Source organism: Mucilaginibacter rubeus (genome assembly GCF_003286415.2).
GTDB classification, from domain to species: domain Bacteria; phylum Bacteroidota; class Bacteroidia; order Sphingobacteriales; family Sphingobacteriaceae; genus Mucilaginibacter; species Mucilaginibacter rubeus_A.
In genome coordinates, this window is record NZ_CP043450.1 from 6,316,824 (window position 1) to 6,334,737 (window position 17,914).

Below are 17,914 nucleotides of genomic sequence, written 5' to 3' on the forward strand. Positions count from 1 at the left end.
TTTTGCGGAAAATCAATAAGTAATGGCAAAAAAAGCTGTGATTGCAGGCTCAAGCGGACTTATTGGCAGTCATCTCCTGCAAATTTTATTGGAACAAGCCTATTTTGATGAAGTATTGATCCTGGTCAGAAAAAAACTACCACTTCAGCATCATAAATTAACGCAGCTTGTTATTGACTTTGAACAGCCCGAAACATACCAAAAAGAGCTGACCGGCCATGCTTTGTTTTGTTGTTTAGGATCAACCAAAAAGAAAACACCCGATTTAACTATCTATCGCAAGATTGATCATGATTATCCGTTATTACTGGCACAATTAGCTAAACAAAACGGTATTGAGCAATATCATTTAGTTTCATCAATAGGAGCCGATATAAACGGGGTTAATTTCTATACTAAAACCAAAGGTGAAACCGAGGCTGATATCAGCGCCGTAGGTGTACCTGCGGTACATATTTACAGGCCATCCTTTTTAGTGGGTGACAGGCAAGAAAGCAGGCCAATGGAAAAACTTGTTAATGGCTTAATGAAAGTGGTAAACCCACTGCTTTTTGGCAGCTGGAAAAAATACCGAAGCATAGCGGCATCTACGGTTGCTACGGCCATGTATCAACAATCAATAAAAAACGCGGCTGGTGTATTTATATACGAGTCGGATAACATAAAACAACTATCGTGAGTACTTATCTTTCTGCCGAGAACCTTGGCCATCAATTTCATGACAACTGGTTATTTAAAAATGTAACCATAGGTATTAATCGCGGCCGTAAGGTTGCTCTTGTAGGCGTTAATGGTGCCGGCAAATCAACCCTCTTAAAAATATTGGGTGGTACTATAAAACCTACCGAAGGTAAAGTAGTACAGGCCCGTGACCTTAATATGGGTTACCTGGAGCAGGATCCAAACTTCAAAAACGCGGTTACCATCAGCGATTATATTTTTCATGCCGATGATGTGCAGCAGCAGCTGATCCGCAGGTATGAGGAGTTGATGGAGAACGATCCTGAAAATACCAAAGCCATTGAAAAGGTAATGGAAGAGATGAGTGAGGTTGATGCCTGGGAATATGAGTACAAGATCAAAACCATTTTAGGCCGCTTAGATATCCATCATCTCAATCAACACATCACTACCCTATCGGGCGGGCAAAAGAAACGTTTGGCTTTAGCCAAGCTACTAATTGAAGACCCTGAAGTTTACATTTTAGATGAGCCTACCAACCACCTGGACATTGATACTATTGAATGGCTGGAGAAATTATTGACCGAGGGAAACAAAACCATTTTGATGGTAACGCATGACAGGTATTTCCTGGATAACGTATGTAATGAGATATTAGAGATTGATCGTGGCAAGATACAGCCTTATAATGGCAGCTACGGCTATTACCTCGAAAAGAAAGCTGAACGTGAAGCAGCAGATGAAGCAGCATTTCAGAAAAACTCAAACTTGTTAAGGAAAGAGCTTGAATGGATGCGCCGCCAACCCCAGGCCCGTGGTACTAAATCAAAAGCCCGTATTGATGCTTATTATGATCTGGAAGAGAAAACCAAGAATGGCGGCATCCGTGATAAGGTTGAATTGAGCGTTAAAACAGCGCGCCAGGGCAACAAGATCATGGAGATGGACAACCTGTACAAGTCATTCAATGGTAATACCTATATCAATAACTTCAGCTATATATTTAAAAAAGGCGACAGGATTGGTTTAGCTGGCCGTAATGGTAGCGGTAAATCGACCCTTTTAAATATAATCACAGGCGCTTTACAGCCAGATAAAGGAACTGTAGTGAAGGGAGAAACAACTGTAATAGGCTATTTTCACCAGGCTGGTATCACTTTTAAGGATGATGAGCGTGTTATTGATATCGTAAAGAACGTTGCGGAGTTTATTACCATGGCCGATGGTAAAACTATTTCGGCTTCTGCACTGCTTACCTTGTTCCTCTTCCCTCCTGCCAAGCAATATGGTTTTATATCAAAGCTAAGTGGTGGCGAAAAGAAACGTTTGCAGCTAATGAGCATCCTGATGAAGAACCCGAACTTCCTGATACTGGATGAGCCCACCAATGATTTGGATATTGACACATTAAACGTGCTGGAAGAGTTTTTAACCAACTACGGCGGTGTATTAATGATGGTATCGCACGATAGGTATTTGCTGGATAAACTAACTGATCAGCTATTCATCATGGAAGAAAAAGGCCATGTAAGGATCTTTAATGGTAACTATTCGTCATATCGTTTGGAATTGGAAGAAGCCAAACAACAAGCTAAGAAACCTGCTCCAGTAGCTCAAACCACTGCACCGGCAGCTAAAAAAAGCAAGTTAAGCTTTAAAGAAGCAAAGGAATTAGAAAACATTGAAGGAGAAATCAATACTATTGAAGCAAGCATAAAGGATAAAACTGCACAACTTGATACAGTAGGCATCGATCCTAAAAAGCTTGATGAGATATTAAAGCAAATAGAGGTTTTAAATAAGCAACTGGACGACAAAAGTGCCCGCTGGATGGAATTAACCGAGCTAAACGAAGGATAATGAAAACTTCAGATATCATAGCTACAACGGGTGTAATCATCCTTTTGATTGCATTCTTATTGAATTTAGCCGGTAAATTATCGGCTCAGAGCAAGCTGTACAGCTTAATGAATTTTATAGGAGCAGGTACCTGCGGCTATGCTTCGTACATGATAGGCTTCTACCCTTTTGTGGTTTTAGAAAGCATTTGGGCAATTGTAGCTTTAATATCATTATTCAGGGTTCCACGTGGAACATCTGCTTAGATGAGGTAATTTTGTAGTTTAAACATGAAGTAGTAAGCCTAACGCTTAAAGTCTTCATTCAAAATTCTGATATATATTATAACAAAACGTTCCACGTGGAACGTTTTTCAAAGTCAAAGGTTCAAACTTTAAGTCAAGTATAAAATTAGACTTACGGCTCCGAACTACCGACTCAAGACTTAAAAAAGCAACGTTCCACGTGGAACAAGGAGGATAAAATGTTTAGGAAATATAATGTAATTGTAGTTGGTGCGGGGCATGCGGGCTGTGAAGCTGCCGCTGCTGCTGCCAACTTAGGTTCATCAGTATTACTGATAACCATGAATATGGGTACTCTTGCTCAGATGAGCTGCAACCCTGCTATGGGCGGTGTAGCCAAGGGACAGATAGTACGTGAAATAGATGCGTTGGGAGGATATTCGGGCATTATAACTGATAAAACATCTATCCAATTCAGGATGCTTAACCAGTCAAAAGGCCCTGCGATGTGGAGCCCACGCGCTCAAAGCGACCGCATGAGGTTTGCCGAAGAGTGGCGTTTATCCTTAGAGCGTACTCCTAATGTCGATTTTTGGCAGGATACCGTAACCTCATTATTGGTAAAAAACAACACCGTTTGTGGTGTACGTACTTCCATAGGTATCGAAATTGAAGCGGATGCAGTAGTATTAACCAACGGGACTTTCCTGAATGGTGTGATCCATATTGGTGAAAAAAAGTTTGGCGGAGGCCGTACAGGTGAGAAAGCAGCTACCGGTTTAACCGAGCAATTGGTGGAGTTAGGCTTTGAAGCAGGCCGTATGAAGACCGGTACCCCACCCCGTGTAGATGGCCGCAGTCTTAACTATAGCCTGATGGAAGAGCAATGGGGAGACCCTATAAGGGGTAAATTTTCCTTCACCGATGTACCTTTTATAGAAGAGCAACGCTGCTGCTGGATTACCTATACTAACACTGATGTACACGAAACTTTGAAAGAAGGCTTCGAAAAATCGCCGATGTTTACCGGCCGCATCAAAGGTTTAGGCCCGCGTTATTGTCCATCAATTGAAGACAAGATCAACCGTTTTGCTGAGCGTGACCGTCACCAAATTTTTGTTGAACCGGAAGGATTGAATACAGTTGAGATCTACGTAAATGGTTTCTCTACCTCCCTGCCTGAGGATGTACAATACAAAGCACTGACCAAAATCCCGGGATTTGAAAATGCGAAAATGTTCAGGCCAGGCTATGCTATCGAATACGATTTCTTCCCTCCTACACAATTAGGCTTAACGCTGGAGACTAAACAGATCAGCAACCTATACTTCGCCGGGCAAATCAATGGCACTACCGGCTATGAGGAAGCGGCATCACAAGGCTTTATTGCGGGTATCAACGCGCACCAAAAAATCAATGATAAACATGAGTTGATCCTGAAAAGATCAGAATCATATATAGGTGTTTTGATAGACGACCTGGTGACCAAAGGTACGGAAGAGCCTTACCGCATGTTCACTTCAAGAGCCGAGCACCGCTTGTTATTACGCCAGGATAATGCTGATATCAGGCTCTCTCCTATGGGTCATGAGTTAGGCCTGATTAGTGATGAACGTTTGGAAAAGGTAAACCAAAAAGTAAAAAACTCCGACGACATTGTAGCTTATACCAAAAGCAAGTCAATCGATCCTTCAACGGTAAATGGCCTGTTAGAAGAATTAGGCACCAGCGCGCTTACACAAAGTAATAAGCTATTCAATTTATTGAGCCGCCCACAGGTTACTTTTGATGATCTTAAAAAAGCAGACGCTCCTTTGGCAGAACTATTCTCGGCCTATGATAAAGAAACTATTGAGCAGGCTGAAATAAAAATCAAATATGAGAGTTATTTCATCAAAGAGATGGAGATTGTAGACAAGATGAAAAAAATGGAAGACCGTGAGATCAATCCAAATTTTGATTATCACACTTTGGTGTCGTTGTCAAAAGAGGCCCGTGAAAAATTGATGCGGATAAAACCGCGCACTTTAGGTCAGGCATCACGCATATCAGGCGTTTCGCCGTCCGATATCTCTGTTTTAATGGTTCACGTATCAAGATAACACGTAAATAACTGATAATTAATTGATTATAAAATATCCTTTAAAATCGATTATTTTTAATTTTTAATAGTACTTGTTATAAAAACATAAAAATCGCTTATATCGCCTAAAAACCATGTTAAATACAAAATCGGCTATTTTTTACAAAAATTCGTTACTGATTTTTATCGTTTTATTCATTTTTGGATGCGCGGCCCAACAACCACCGCAAGGAGGGCCGCGCGACCAGACTCCGCCCAAATTAGTGAAGGCAATTCCCGGAAATAAAACCAGGAATTTTAATGCCAAACAAATCGACCTTGAATTTGATGAGTTTATCAAACTCACCAACGCTTACCAGGAGATTAGCATGAGCCCGGCTATGGAAAAACAACCCGAGTACTCATCCAACAAAAGAAAATTAAAAATCGAGTTTAAAGACACCCTTCTGAAAAATACAACTTACGTTATCAATTTTGGGAAGGCGATACAAGATGTGAACGAAAGTAACATCCTAAAAAATTTCACTTACGTTTTTTCGACAGGCAGTCATATCGACTCGTTGAGCATTAGCGGTTCTGTCACCAACACGCTCACCCAGGAAAAAGAGAAAGACGTATTAGTATTTATTTTCCCGGTGAAACAGGATACACTCTTCGGAAAAAAGAAGCCATCCATTTTCGCACTTACGGATTCATCAGGAAATTTTGCTTTGAATAATCTGCGTGAAGACGACTATCGGATCTACGCCTTAAAAGAAGCAAGCCCGGATAAAATATTTAACCGCGATGACGAACTGATCGCCTTCCTTAAAAAACCGATCCATCTTAGGGCCGATACTTCAAACATTCAATTAAACTTATTTAAGCAGGATCCTGAAAAATTCAGAGTATCAGAAAAGCGTTTTGATACCGACGGAAAATTACTGTTGGTTTTCAATAAAGGTTTAACGCAGCCGGCCGTTAAGATCCTCTACCCTTCTGACGTAGATAACCGGAAACAAGTATCCTTTTCCCGTACCAAGGATACCGCATCTGTTTACCTGCGCAACATGAACTTTGATTCGTTAAGGGTAGCCATATTTGATAAGGGTAAAGCGATAGATACTATTTACCAATTAAAGCGTAAAAACGAAAGCTTTACACGCACTTTAACGGCAAGTTACAATATTGGTAACGATAGCAAACTAAAACCCGGCAGCAACCTGGTAGTCACTGCAAGCATTCCTATTGAAAGCTTCGACCAATCCCAAATTACTTTAAATGAGGATTCGGTTGCCACAAGCGATTATACCATTCAAAAAGATACGGGAAATTATAAACTGCTTAACATAAAATACCGCTGGCGGGAAGCAAGTAAATACGAGTTGATAATTAACGATGGCGCTTTAACCGATATTTACGGCGATAAGAATAAACGCTTATCCAAAAAATTCCAAATCAATAAGCTCGACAATTATAGCCAGCTTACTGTGAAGCTAACCGTTCCCGATACGGCAAAAGCATATGTCGTTGAGCTTTTAAGCGAAGACAAAAAGCTTATTCAAAGTGATGCCATTACTAAAAGTACCTCGCTGGTTTATAAGGGTATTTTGGCAGCCAAATATTACGTCAGGATCATTTATGATGAAAACAAAAACGGTAAATGGGATAGCGGTAACGTAAAGCTAAAACGGCAACCCGAAAATATCTGGCTGAACGAAAAACTCATCACCCTGCGGCCAAACTGGGAAGCCGAAGAAACGGTCACTATTCCAAAAGAAAAAGTTACTCCTTAAACCAGCCGGAGTACATAATATAATTTTGAGGCAATTGCTTCAACATAGCCCTTTGCTCATCAGTAAGGGGCTTTATTTTTTTTGCAGGAATACCGGCATATAAATACCCTGACTCACAGATGGTATTTTCCAACACCACAGCACCTGCAGCTATGATCACAAACTCATTTACAACCGCGTGATCCATCACAATAGCACCCATGCCTACCAAAGTATGGTCGTGCAGAGTACAGCCGTGTACAAGCGCGTTATGCCCTATAGAAACACTGTTACCTATATTGGTTGGGGCTTTCAAATAAGTAGCATGGATCACCGCGCCATCCTGAATATTGGTATTATTACCTATTTTAATATAATGGACATCGCCACGGATCACGGCGTTAAACCATACCGAACAATTATCACCCATCACCACATCCCCAACTATAGTACAGTTTTCGGCAATAAAACAATCATTACCCCAAACAGGGCTTTTATCTTTTACAGGCAAAATAACAGGCATAGATTAATTATTAAATGGTAATTTAAAAATCCGAAATCTAAATTCCGAAATCCGAAATTTTAGTTATGTTTGAATATAAAATAAGCGAAAATAGCTCAGTCGGTAGAGCGTCAGTTTCCCAAACTGAAGGCCGCGGGTTCGAATCCCGTTTTTCGCTCACTCACAAAATTTTCCTTAAACAATCGTCATTGCGAGGTAGGAAGCAATCGCGAGCTGTACAGGGCGGACCTGCTTGTAGGGGATTGCTTCGTACCTCGCAATGACGGTTTATATATTTACTTTTTTTAAAATACCGTATCCTGTACCTTATCAGCATGTTCAGGATAATCAGTAGTGTAATGCAATCCTCTACTCTCCTTACGTAGCATAGCCGATTTTACTACAATAAATGAAACCTGGATCAGGTTACGTAGCTCGCAAAGTTTTACAGAAAGCTTTGTTTTTTTATAGAAATCTTCAGTCTCTTCATATAATAATTTCAACCTGCGCAAGGCCCTATCCAGCCTGAAATCCGAACGGACAATACCCACATAGTCATTCATTAACTTCTGCATTTCGCGCACGTTGTGGGTCACCAGGATATCCTCATTTGACAGCTGAACACCTTTCTCATCCCAGTCAGGAATATTATCCGGGATCACATTATTTTCAAATTGTTTGATGGCATCTTCATAAATGCGATGCGCAAAAACCAGCGCCTCCAGTAACGAATTTGAAGCTAAACGATTTGCTCCATGCAGGCCTGTTGACGAACATTCGCCGCAGGCATATAATCTTAATATAGATGACTGGCCAACATGATCAACCAAAATACCGCCACACATATAATGACAAGCCGGCGCAACCGGGATCATATCCTTAGTCATATCAATACCAATTTCCAAACATTTAGCATAGATATTAGGGAAATGGTTCAGGATATCTTTCTTACTGCGATGCCTTACATCTAAATAAACAAAGTCCTCACCTGATTTTTTTATTTCGGCATCAATAGCCCTTGCAGTAATATCACGGGGCGCTAATGATTTACGCTCGTCATACTCGTGCATAAATTCTTCACCATTGGTACGTTTCAACACACCTCCAAAACCACGTACAGCTTCAGATATCAGGAATGATGGATATTCACCAGGATTATATAAGGCTGTAGGGTGGAATTGCATGAACTCCATATTACGTACTTTACCTTTTGCACGATAAACCATAGCGATGCCGTCACCGGTAGCAATGGTTGGGTTGGTAGTAACCGCATAAATATGCCCTGCCCCACCTGCAGCCATTACGGTAACCTTCGAAAGAATCTTTTCAACAATCTTGGTCTCTGTATTAAAGGCATAAATCCCGAAGCAGGTAATATCGGTACTTGATTTACCCACCAGCTCACCTAAATGGTGCTGTGTGATCAGGTCGACAGCAAAATAATGCGTAAGTATCTCAATATTAGGGTTTTTATGAATTTCCTCCAAAAGCGAACGCTCTATCTCCCAGCCAGTTACATCTTTATAATGCAATACACGAAACTCGGAATGCCCACCCTCTTTGGCCAGGTCATAAACACCTTCATTAGTCTTGTCGAAATTGGTTCCGTAATCAATTATTTCGTTAATACGCGCCGGACCTTCTTTAACAACAGCTTCAACAACTTCACGGTCGCAAAGGCCATCTCCACTTATTAAGGTGTCCTGGATATGTTTTTCAAAAGAATCCTCTTTTTTATCCACAACAACCGCAACGCCTCCCTGGGCATATTTGGTGTTGGATTCATCTTCGTTAGATTTTGTAACTATCAGAACCTTACCATGCTTCGCGGCCTTGAGCGCAAAACTTAATCCGGCAATTCCTGAACCCACTACAAGGAAATCAACAGTTCGGGTCATGTTTTATATGAAATGTGTGTAAAAGTAGTACTAATGTTAATAACAGCTGTAAAACCTGTTAAGTTTATGTAAACAAAAAGTGAAAAATAGTTTACAGTGTGTATAACTCCCTTTCTCAGGTCGAATATCAATATTTTTTGATCGACTTTTCCGACACTTTAGTCATAAAGCTAACATTTTGTCAACCCTGAAAATATTAACATAAAACTTTTTCAAATAAAAATTGATTGTCACAGATATCTAAAAATCAGCATACTTTTTGGTGGAAAAATGTTTATAAGTGTTAATAAATTGTGAAAACTAACTTTTAAAACAAAAATTACTCCGACTTTTGCACATTACCAACACCCCAATAAACAATAAGTCTTTTTATATTAAAAATTAGTTGTTATTAATTGAATTGTGGAAATGAATACCTTCGAAGAAATAAATCTGAAAGGATACGTGGATGAAGAAATTGATCCGACGCTTGATCTTTTCGCGGAAATTGAAAAATTAAAAAAGCAAAAAAATGCGGTGATCCTGGCGCACTATTACCAGGACGGTGATATACAAGATATTGCCGATTACATTGGCGATAGTTTGGGATTATCCCAACAAGCTGCCAAAACGGATGCCGACATCATTGTTTTTGCAGGCGTACATTTCATGGCAGAAACAGCCAAGATCCTGTCGCCAACAAAGAAGGTTTTGCTGCCGGATATGAAGGCAGGTTGTTCATTAGCAGATAGTTGCCCGCCTCACTTGTTTAAAAAGTTTAAGGAAAACTATCCCGATCACCTGGTGATCACGTATGTAAACTGTACGGCCGAACTGAAAGCTTTAACTGACATTGTTTGTACATCAAGCAATGCCGTACAGATTGTGGAGAGCTTACCGAAGGATCAGAAGATCATTTTCGGTCCTGATAAAAACCTTGGCGCGTATGTAGCCAAGAAAACCGGTCGCGACCTGGTATTGTGGAACGGTGCTTGTATGGTGCATGAGATATTTTCGAGAGAAAAAATCACTAAGCTGAAAGAAAGGCATCCGGGAGCAAAACTGCTGGCGCACCCTGAGTGCGAGGATGTTATCCTGGAAATGGCCGATTATGTTGGTTCAACAACCGGTATTTTGAAATATGCCGGCAGCCGCCAGGATAAGGAATTTATTGTAGCAACAGAATCGGGTATTTTACACCAGATGCAGAAGGAAAATCCGGATAAAATATTTATTCCGGCGCCGCCAAATAACAACTGCGCATGTAACGATTGTCCGCATATGAAGCGTAACACATTGGAAAAATTATACCTGTGTTTGAAAAATGAAACGCCTGAGGTAATTGTACCAGAGCATATCATTGAAAAAGCGGTAAAACCAATAGAGCGCATGCTTGAAATTTCGGCCCAGCTGGGATTGTAGAAGAATAAAGACTTACGAAGTTTTAAAACTTCGTAAGTCTGAAAATATAGAGGTTGATTTAACTGATTTTTTGTTGGTGAGATTGCCTCTGGGTAAAACTTATAAACCGGGTAATTGTGGAAAACCCGTAGGTATTAAAATGAAGGTATTTTTACTGGAAAAGTTCCTTCAGGCTGGTAAAAAGGCTAAAAATCGTAAAAAATTTTTCCGCCATAGGCGGATATAATGTAGACAGGTTGCGGCCCGGAAAATTGGGTTATCCACATTATTGTTAAAAAGTATAAGGTGGGGATAAGCTGCAAACAGGGAAAGGCGTCGATATATTTGTAGCCCAATTTCGGGTAATTGGAGGTCTGAAGCTTGAAGTAGTCTAAAAAGCCAAAAAATTTTTCCCGCCTTCGGCGGATGGAGTAAACCGGGTTGCGGCCCAAAATATAAAGAATTAAAAATTTAAAAGTTTTTCCGCCTTCGGCGGTGAAATTTAAAGGGTTAAATATGTTTGAAAATCAGGATAGAACCAATTTAGAGGAGCTTGGCGAATTTGGCCTTATCGGTCATCTCACCAAAAATATCAAGCTCACCAACGAAAGCTCGAAAAAGGGAGTTGGCGATGATGCAGCGGTGCTTGATTTTGGCGGCAAACAAGTGCTGGTAAGTACCGATATGCTGTTGGAAGGAATCCATTTTGATTTAGCATACACGCCGCTTAAGCACTTGGGTTACAAAGCGATACAGGTAAATCTGAGTGATATTTACGCGATGAATGGCATAGCGTCGCAGGTTACTGTATCTATCGGCATGTCGAGCAAATTTCCGCTCGAAGCCATTGAGGAGCTTTACCAGGGGATTTATATCGCCTGTGAAAAATATAATGTAGACTTGATTGGCGGTGATACAACATCGTCAAAACAAGGCTTGGTGATTAGTGTAACTTCAATTGGCTATGCCGATGAAGCTGATATTGTGTACCGTAACGGTGCCGAAGAAGGCGATTTGATTTGTGTATCCGGAGATTTGGGTGGTGCTTATACCGGTTTGCAATTATTGGAACGTGAAAAATTGGTTTACCTGGAAAATCCTAATATTCAGCCAGATCTGGAAGGTAAGGATTACATTGTTGAACGGCAGCTAAAACCGGAGGCCCGCCGTGATGTGGTTGAATTGCTGAAAAGTATAGAGGTAAAACCTACTGCTATGATCGATGTATCCGACGGTTTAGCTTCTGAGTTACTGCACATCTGCAAGCAAAGCAATAAGGGTTGTAACCTGTACGAGGAAAAAATACCGCTTGATCCGATGACTTTTGAAACCGCCCGCGAATTTAACCTCGACCCCACTATTTGTGCCTTAAGTGGCGGTGAGGATTATGAATTATTGTTCACCGTAAAGCAGGCCGATTACGATAAGATCAAATTTAAAATGGATATCAGCATTATCGGGTATATCACCGAACCATCGGCCGGTTGTAACCTGATCACCAAAAGTGGCACTGTTCATGAATTGAAAGCCCAGGGTTGGAACGCGTTTAAAAAAGCAGAATAATGTTACAGGGAGCATTTGATAAATTTTACCTCAACAACCATCCCGATGGCAAGCCGCCGATGATATTTGTAAAGGGAATTTTATTGCTTTACCTGGGCTTACTGATCCAAACGGTTAACAATTACCTCGATGGGTTTAATTTTTCGGCTATCCTGTTTGTATTTTTTGCCGTTGGCTTCCTGGTTTTTGTAACTGGTGAAGGAAAAAAATGGGCAAGGATCATCCTTTCTGTTTTGATATTGCTGAATGTATTTTTCCTGGGATCATCGCTGTTGTATAGTTTTGGGATTTTGCATGATAGCGGCGTTCCAAAAAAGGCTATCCAAATGCCGGTTTACCTCATCGTTTTAACCTTCGCCGAGATTATTGTTGAGCTATGGGGATGGGCCCTGATGTTTACCAAGCAGGCAGATTGGTGGTTTGAACGGAAGAATAATTAAAAAAGAAAACTTAGCCACCGCTCGGCTCCGAAATATTTTATGTCATTGCGAGCGAAGCGTGGCAATCGCACGGAAGTAGAGCCGCTCTGTATAGCATGCGATTGCTTCGTACCTCGCAATGACATGGTTTTTATGTGGCAATTTTATTACTTATTTACTCTTCACCAATAAACTTCTGATCTATTTGCTTATCCGCTTTAGCGCCAAGTTTCTTGATCTTTTCGGCGGTAATGGTAAGGTTACCCCTACCCTCCGATAACTTATTGACAGCATTATTATAGGCGGATTGTGTTTGATTAATGTTTTTGCCAATGCTATCCATATCACTTAAAAAGCCGACAAATTTATCGTACATATCACCACTCAAGCGGGCTATTTCCAGTACATTACGGTTTTGACGTTCCTGTTTCCACATACTGGCAATTGTACGCAGCGTTGCCAATAATGTAGACGGACTAACGATTACTACTTTCCTGTCCCAGGCGTAATTAAACAATTCATTATCAAGCTGTACCGCTATACTGAATGAGGACTCTATCGGCACAAAAAGCAACACAAAATCAGGGGAATTGATCTTATACAAATCGTGATATTTTTTGGCAGAAAGGCCGGCCACGTGGCCACGGATAGATTCAATATGAGCCTTGGCGAAGAGCTTGCGGTCATCCTCCGTATCGGCATTAACCAGTTTTTCATAGGCAATCAGCGATACTTTAGAGTCGATGATCAGGTGCTTATCATCCGGTAAATCGATAATGACATCGGGTTGATATCTTGTACCATCGGTAGCCTGCATAGCGGCCTGAATCCGGTATTCCTGGTCTTTAACCAGGCCTGAGCGTTCCAGTATCCGCTCCAGTATCATCTCGCCCCAGTTACCTTGTTTTTTGTTATCGCCTTTGAGTGCTTTGGTTAGGTTTTGAGCCTCATCGCTGATCTGTTTATTCAGGTCCATCAGCTGGGTAATTACGCCTTTAAGCGTGTTTCGTTCTGCGGCTTCCATGTTATAAACTTTCTCTACTTTATCCTCAAAAGCCTTCAGGTTTTCCTTTAGCGGGTTAAGGATAACATCCAAATTACTACGGTTGATATCGGTAAACTCCTTCGATTTTTCTTTTAGCAGTTTTTCGGCTACGTTTTCAAATTCGCGCTGAAACTGCGTGCGGATCTGCTCTATCTCGACTTTTTGCTCCTGCAGTTTTTCCTGCTGTGATTTATAATAAGCACGGGCACTTTCTAAGGATTGATTGGCCTGCGCCAACTGGGTACGTTCGTATAAAAGTTCGTCAATCAGGCGGTTCTTTTCCTCCTTTAAAAAGTTGGTAATACTTTCTTTTTCAGCAGCTAAGCCGTTAGATTTTTCTTCGGCTTTGGCCAATGAAATTTTAAGCTGATCATGATCATAACGAAGTTTACTCAACTCTTCGGCAGAGATCAGCTCAACCGCTTTTGGCTTTTTCAGGAATAAAAAAACAGCAATCAGCAGGATGATCAGGGATACAATTACTAATATAATACCAGTCATTTATTTGATAAAAATATTAGCAAAGTAAAGTATTAAATTTAATAAATGCTAATAAATTAATGCACCGGATGCACAGCCGAATCTGTATCTGCACCAAGTGTCGTAGTGTCTGATGAGTTAGGTGTAGATGCACTGTTCCCGGGTGTTGCAGTTTTGGATGAATCGGCAGGGCCGCCGCTACCTTTCGCCGCGCTGGTATCATTTGTACGGTTAGGGCTTTTATCGTTGCTGTGGCAGGCTGTAAAGGCTATTGTGGCAGTGATTAAAAAAAGAAAAACGAATTTTTTCATGGGTGACGCTTACGGTTTAACGGTTATTAAATAGCTCAGTTTTGTTATCGTAATTAAAGCAAATTTTGTTGACTGGTATAAATTAAGCATATTCACAAATAAAAACCAATTATGAAGCAACTGATTTACGGGCTACTAATAAGCGTGCTATTTGTATCATGCTCAAAAAAGAGCACGGATCAACCACCGCAGCCACATACCATAAAAGTTACAGTAAGTGGATCGGATGCTTTTAGCGTTTCATTATCTGTGTATAAAACAACGGATAGCAGCCCCCAGGTTGTCGATACAAAAGCTGTTGCGCAGGGATCTTCATATAGTTACAGCACTACGCTGAACCAAAATGACGAAGTAACATTGGTTATTGCCTCAGATGTTTCCAATACGGTAACCTACAAAATTTCGGATAACGATAAGATAGTGGTACAGGATACCGACAGGGAGATAGTTACCCATAGCTCAGTTTCGGTTAGCTATGATATTCCTTAAACGCTAATTATTGAGCCTTTTCTACCCGTAAACCCACATCGCTGATCTCATGCAGCGGGTTATCGCGCATGTTTTGCTCTATCTGGAACCGGTAAACGCCTTTTGAAGGAAAGTGATAATTTTTACGTAAAAGTACCTGGTAACTGTATAAATTACCCGATCCTTTGCCCAGCCATTCGCCGTCGGGATTGGCCAGTTTTACTTCAAAACGGGTGGTTTGTGTTTTTTTATCAGGCGTGATCTGGTAAACCAGCACGAATATATTGGAGTATTTGTAGTTGCCTGTTACCCGCAAATTGAGGTACTGGTTATAGGCTGCTTTTTCATCATTAATTTTAACATCAAAATTTACGCGGTTAACATACGACCAGTTGTGGTCGGCAATTTCGGTGTTGGTATCAATAATGCTGTTAGGATCGGTACACGACCCGGCAAACATCGTTATCAGTAACAATGCTGCCGGGTAAATGATGTTTAATGCCCGTTTCATTCAGGTTTTGCCTGTTGATTGTTGTTATTATTATTCCGGTTTGGGCGGTTTGGCCTGCGGCGCCTGTTATTATTACCGCTGCCTTCACCTTGTGGTTTCCCCTCACCTTGCGGAGGTCTTGGTTCTCCTTGTGGCCTTCCTTCTTTTTGTGGTTTAGCCTCACCCTGTGGTTTTCCTTCTCCTTGCGGTTTATTTTGCTGAGGAGGACGGTTTCCCTGTGGTTTGTTGTTTTGTTGCTGGCGATTTCCCTCAGGACGTTGCTGTTGTTGCGCCGGTTTTTCCTGCAGATTGCCTGAACCCTGCTGAGGCTGTTGCGGGCGTGGTTGCTGCTGATTGGCGGGTTTTCCTTCTGCCGCTTGTGCCTGGCCTCCGGGTTTTTGGTTTTTATTGCGGTTTTTGTTCTTCTTTTTATTGTTGTTACGGCGCTCATCCAAACGGGTAAGACTGTCCTGACCAACTACGTTTTCGTAATCAAGCACTTTTGCCGGTGCCGCTTCAACCACAACAATTTCGCCCAGATCTTCAGGGAGCACACCATCTTTATTCTGCTGCTGGATCTCTTTAACCTTTTTTATTGGCAGCGGAACCCATGATTCTTCTCCAGGATAGCTAAACCACATCATCCGTTTAAAGATGTCGGTTTTTTGCAGACGGGCATCACCTTTTTGGGTTCTGAGTATGTTTACATTATCGGGGATGTGTTTTAATGCATCCATGTAAGTATCCAGCTCATAGTTAAGGCAGCATTTCAGCTTACCACACTGGCCAGCCAGTTTCAGGGTATTTAAGGAAAGATTTTGATAGCGGGCAGCCGAGGTTGATACCGTTTTAAAATCGGTAAGCCAGGTTGAGCAGCACAGTTCGCGCCCACATGAGCCTATGCCGCCCAGGCGGCTCGCCTCCTGCCTCATACCTATCTGCCTCATCTCGATACGGATGCGGAAGGTTTCGGCCATCTTCTTGATCAGTTCCCTGAAATCAACGCGGCCTTCGGCTGTATAATAAAATGTAGCTTTGGTTTTATCGCCCTGGTAATCCACGTCGCTCAGCTTCATGCTCAGGTTAAGGTCAAGCGCCAGCTTGCGCGATTTATGCATGGTTTCCCATTCCATATCCTTGGCGGCTTTCCATTTGTCAACATCGGCAACGGTAGCTTTACGGTAGATCTTTTTAATCACATCAGCTTCCTTCACATGGCGTTTTACCATCTGCATGCGCACCAGTTCGCCGGTAAGCGAAACGTGGCCTATATCATAACCACCGGTAGTAGCTTCAACAGCTACCAACTCTCCTGATTCGAGGTAAATATTATCGTTGTTTAAATAAAACTCCTTGCGCGAGCCTTTAAACTTAACTTCAATAACCTGGAAAGGCTTATAGTTAGTCGGCATGTCCATATGCGACAGCCAATCGTAAACATCTAATTTGCTGCAACCATTAGTAAGGCAACTGCCGTTACTTTTGCAGCCCGCAGGCGTACATCCGCCACCTGTTGAGCAACTTCCACATCCCATAATTAACTTGGCATATATTGATTCCCCGCAGGGACATTTTTATTAATTAGTATTTTAATAATTTGTAAAGATACATCTAAAAATAAGATTTTAGGATTAGCGTTTCGCTCCACGTGATAATGCGCTTTTTCCAGCTCATCAATAATCATTTGCGATTTGCCAATACTCAGCACGTTACTCATTTTTTGCGCTGTATCCAATTCTCTTGCAGGTAAATGTACCAAGCTACCGGCTCCGGCAAGCAGTAAACAGCATTCGCGGATAAAGCTTGTGCCGTAACGCAAAAAATTCTTTTGGTTTTCGCGCCCCATTTTGGCAAACTGCTCAACAAAGGCCATTACTTCAATACCTTTATTGCCAAAGCAATAGCGCAACCATTGTACAAACAGCTCATGATAGCTTTTGTTATCTTGCTGTAGCATGGCCAAAGCTTCGGTCATGTTGCCGTTGCTCAGGTAGGCTATTTCGGCAGCGGCTTCTTCTGTTTGGTGATGGGCGCTTATTAAATATTCTTTAATTTCATCGTACTCGAGCGATGGTATTTTAACCAGTTGCGTACGTGATAATATGGTATTCAGGATTTGATCCTGATTTTGGGCAACTAATAAAAACAAGGTGTTTGGTTGCGGTTCTTCAATAATTTTAAGCAGTGAGTTACCCTCCTTATCCAGGTACTCAGGCAGCCAAAGTATCAGTATCTTGTATTCTGATTCAAAAGGCTTGAAGCTTAATTTCTTGATGATTTGGTGGCATTCGGCAATGTTGATGTTGGCCTGTTTGTTTTCGGCATCAAGGTATCCGCGCCAGGTATCGAGGCTTAAATACGGGTTGGTGGTTAAAGCTCCGCGCCATTGCTCAATAAACGTAAGTGCCGTATCATCCTTATGTTTAGCAAAGAACGGGTACGAAAAATGCAGATCCGGATGCATAAGTTTTTGATACTTTCTGCAAGAAGAGCATACACCGCATGAATCTGCGGGCTGTTTATCTTCGCAGGACAGATACTGAGCATAGGCAACAGCAAGCGCCAGGCTGCCCGAACCTTCGGGGCCTAAAAATAATTGCGCGTGGCTTACCCGGTTCTCGCTCACCGTGTTAAGTAAACGTTGCTTAATTGCTTCCTGTCCTACTATTTCTTTAAACTGCATTTGGTGCAAAATAGTAATTAGATATGAGATTTTAGATGTGAGATATGAGAGGGATATATTTTTTGAAAAAGAT

The 17,914-nt window shown here is 41.5% G+C and carries 16 protein-coding genes and 1 tRNA gene; 10 read left to right on the forward strand and 7 right to left on the reverse strand.

Annotated features, from left to right (window positions below):
• Positions 1 to 22: 22 nt before the first annotated feature.
• The 5 genes from DEO27_RS25415 to DEO27_RS25435 all read left to right on the forward strand — a co-directional run bounded on the left by DEO27_RS25415 (position 23) and on the right by DEO27_RS25435 (position 6,623).
• A complete protein-coding gene (locus DEO27_RS25415; protein WP_112576075.1) occupies positions 23 to 679 on the forward strand; it encodes an oxidoreductase in 657 nt (218 codons plus the stop codon).
• Positions 676 to 2,541, forward strand: coding sequence for an ABC-F family ATP-binding cassette domain-containing protein (locus DEO27_RS25420; RefSeq protein WP_112576076.1), 1,866 nt, complete (start codon positions 676 to 678; stop codon positions 2,539 to 2,541). The genes DEO27_RS25415 and DEO27_RS25420 overlap by 4 nt, the downstream gene beginning before the upstream one ends.
• Entirely contained in the window at positions 2,541 to 2,786 is a 246-nt protein-coding gene (locus DEO27_RS25425) for a CBU_0592 family membrane protein (RefSeq protein ID WP_112576077.1), read from the forward strand. Before DEO27_RS25420 ends, DEO27_RS25425 begins: the two co-directional genes overlap by 1 nt.
• A gap of 218 nt (positions 2,787 to 3,004) precedes the next feature.
• Positions 3,005 to 4,867, forward strand: coding sequence for a tRNA uridine-5-carboxymethylaminomethyl(34) synthesis enzyme MnmG (gene mnmG, locus DEO27_RS25430; protein WP_112576078.1), 1,863 nt, complete (start codon positions 3,005 to 3,007; stop codon positions 4,865 to 4,867).
• A 115-nt stretch (positions 4,868 to 4,982) separates the two neighbouring features.
• On the forward strand, positions 4,983 to 6,623 hold the full coding sequence (locus DEO27_RS25435; protein ID WP_112576079.1) for an Ig-like domain-containing protein: 1,641 nt from the start codon (positions 4,983 to 4,985) through the stop codon (positions 6,621 to 6,623).
• Here the strand turns inward: DEO27_RS25435 and DEO27_RS25440 are convergent.
• Positions 6,613 to 7,125, reverse strand: a complete 513-nt coding sequence (locus DEO27_RS25440; RefSeq protein ID WP_112576080.1) for a gamma carbonic anhydrase family protein — start codon at positions 7,123 to 7,125, stop codon at positions 6,613 to 6,615. The two genes, DEO27_RS25435 and DEO27_RS25440, sit on opposite strands and share 11 nt — an antisense overlap.
• An 84-nt stretch (positions 7,126 to 7,209) precedes the next feature.
• On the opposite strand from DEO27_RS25440, the gene DEO27_RS25445 reads away from it, so the two are divergent.
• A tRNA-Gly gene (locus tag DEO27_RS25445) sits at positions 7,210 to 7,282 on the forward strand.
• 127 nt (positions 7,283 to 7,409) lie between these two features.
• Here DEO27_RS25445 and nadB read toward each other — a convergent pair.
• A complete protein-coding gene (gene nadB / locus DEO27_RS25450; protein ID WP_112576081.1) occupies positions 7,410 to 9,002 on the reverse strand; it encodes an L-aspartate oxidase in 1,593 nt (530 codons plus the stop codon).
• Positions 9,003 to 9,410: 408 nt separating this feature from the next.
• Between nadB and nadA the strand changes: the two genes are divergently transcribed.
• From nadA to DEO27_RS25465, 3 genes are all read left to right on the forward strand, one after another.
• Positions 9,411 to 10,403, forward strand: a complete 993-nt coding sequence (gene nadA, locus DEO27_RS25455; RefSeq protein WP_112576082.1) for a quinolinate synthase NadA — start codon at positions 9,411 to 9,413, stop codon at positions 10,401 to 10,403.
• 495 nt (positions 10,404 to 10,898) lie between these two features.
• Positions 10,899 to 11,945, forward strand: a complete 1,047-nt coding sequence (gene thiL / locus DEO27_RS25460) for a thiamine-phosphate kinase (RefSeq protein WP_112574182.1) — start codon at positions 10,899 to 10,901, stop codon at positions 11,943 to 11,945.
• Positions 11,945 to 12,385: a hypothetical protein gene (locus tag DEO27_RS25465; protein WP_112574183.1), complete on the forward strand. Its 441-nt coding sequence runs from the start codon at positions 11,945 to 11,947 to the stop codon at positions 12,383 to 12,385. Before thiL ends, DEO27_RS25465 begins: the two co-directional genes overlap by 1 nt.
• 154 nt (positions 12,386 to 12,539) lie before the next feature.
• Here the strand turns inward: DEO27_RS25465 and DEO27_RS25470 are convergent, their stop codons facing one another.
• Positions 12,540 to 13,910: a DNA recombination protein RmuC gene (locus DEO27_RS25470; RefSeq protein ID WP_112574184.1), complete on the reverse strand. Its 1,371-nt coding sequence runs from the start codon at positions 13,908 to 13,910 to the stop codon at positions 12,540 to 12,542.
• Positions 13,911 to 13,966: 56 nt separating this feature from the next.
• Positions 13,967 to 14,200 (reverse strand): hypothetical protein, encoded by a 234-nt coding sequence (locus DEO27_RS25475; protein ID WP_146750084.1) that lies wholly within the window; start codon positions 14,198 to 14,200, stop codon positions 13,967 to 13,969.
• 111 nt (positions 14,201 to 14,311) lie between these two features.
• Between DEO27_RS25475 and DEO27_RS25480 the strand changes: the two genes are divergently transcribed.
• Entirely contained in the window at positions 14,312 to 14,689 is a 378-nt protein-coding gene (locus DEO27_RS25480; RefSeq protein WP_112574186.1) for a hypothetical protein, read from the forward strand.
• Between the two features lie 7 nt (positions 14,690 to 14,696).
• On the opposite strand, the gene DEO27_RS25485 is transcribed toward DEO27_RS25480, so the two are convergent.
• The 3 genes from DEO27_RS25485 to DEO27_RS25495 are packed head-to-tail and all read right to left on the reverse strand — an operon-like array spanning position 14,697 to position 17,841.
• Positions 14,697 to 15,179: a gliding motility lipoprotein GldH gene (locus DEO27_RS25485; RefSeq protein WP_112574187.1), complete on the reverse strand. Its 483-nt coding sequence runs from the start codon at positions 15,177 to 15,179 to the stop codon at positions 14,697 to 14,699.
• On the reverse strand, positions 15,176 to 16,693 hold the full coding sequence (gene ricT, locus DEO27_RS25490) for a regulatory iron-sulfur-containing complex subunit RicT (protein ID WP_112574188.1): 1,518 nt from the start codon (positions 16,691 to 16,693) through the stop codon (positions 15,176 to 15,178). Before ricT ends, DEO27_RS25485 begins: the two co-directional genes overlap by 4 nt.
• A gap of 2 nt (positions 16,694 to 16,695) precedes the next feature.
• Positions 16,696 to 17,841 (reverse strand): ATP-binding protein, encoded by a 1,146-nt coding sequence (locus DEO27_RS25495; RefSeq protein ID WP_112574189.1) that lies wholly within the window; start codon positions 17,839 to 17,841, stop codon positions 16,696 to 16,698.
• Between the last annotated feature and the right edge of the window lie 73 nt (positions 17,842 to 17,914).

Excerpts from the sequence above, each read along its gene's own strand:
- DEO27_RS25480 (WP_112574186.1), top strand. The coding sequence starts at position 14,312 with ATGAAGCAACTGATTTACGGGCTACTAATAAGCGTGCTATTTGTATCA.
- nadA (WP_112576082.1), top strand. The coding sequence starts at position 9,411 with ATGAATACCTTCGAAGAAATAAATCTGAAAGGATACGTGGATGAAGAA.
- DEO27_RS25465 (WP_112574183.1), top strand. The coding sequence starts at position 11,945 with ATGTTACAGGGAGCATTTGATAAATTTTACCTCAACAACCATCCCGAT.
- DEO27_RS25470 (WP_112574184.1), bottom strand. The coding sequence starts at position 13,910 with ATGACTGGTATTATATTAGTAATTGTATCCCTGATCATCCTGCTGATT.
- DEO27_RS25485 (WP_112574187.1), bottom strand. The coding sequence starts at position 15,179 with ATGAAACGGGCATTAAACATCATTTACCCGGCAGCATTGTTACTGATA.
- DEO27_RS25495 (WP_112574189.1), bottom strand. The coding sequence starts at position 17,841 with ATGCAGTTTAAAGAAATAGTAGGACAGGAAGCAATTAAGCAACGTTTA.
- thiL (WP_112574182.1), top strand. The coding sequence starts at position 10,899 with ATGTTTGAAAATCAGGATAGAACCAATTTAGAGGAGCTTGGCGAATTT.
- mnmG (WP_112576078.1), top strand. The coding sequence starts at position 3,005 with ATGTTTAGGAAATATAATGTAATTGTAGTTGGTGCGGGGCATGCGGGC.
- nadB (WP_112576081.1), bottom strand. The coding sequence starts at position 9,002 with ATGACCCGAACTGTTGATTTCCTTGTAGTGGGTTCAGGAATTGCCGGA.
- DEO27_RS25440 (WP_112576080.1), bottom strand. The coding sequence starts at position 7,125 with ATGCCTGTTATTTTGCCTGTAAAAGATAAAAGCCCTGTTTGGGGTAAT.
- DEO27_RS25415 (WP_112576075.1), top strand. The coding sequence starts at position 23 with ATGGCAAAAAAAGCTGTGATTGCAGGCTCAAGCGGACTTATTGGCAGT.
- ricT (WP_112574188.1), bottom strand. The coding sequence starts at position 16,693 with ATGGGATGTGGAAGTTGCTCAACAGGTGGCGGATGTACGCCTGCGGGC.
- DEO27_RS25425 (WP_112576077.1), top strand. The coding sequence starts at position 2,541 with ATGAAAACTTCAGATATCATAGCTACAACGGGTGTAATCATCCTTTTG.
- DEO27_RS25475 (WP_146750084.1), bottom strand. The coding sequence starts at position 14,200 with ATGAAAAAATTCGTTTTTCTTTTTTTAATCACTGCCACAATAGCCTTT.
- DEO27_RS25435 (WP_112576079.1), top strand. The coding sequence starts at position 4,983 with ATGTTAAATACAAAATCGGCTATTTTTTACAAAAATTCGTTACTGATT.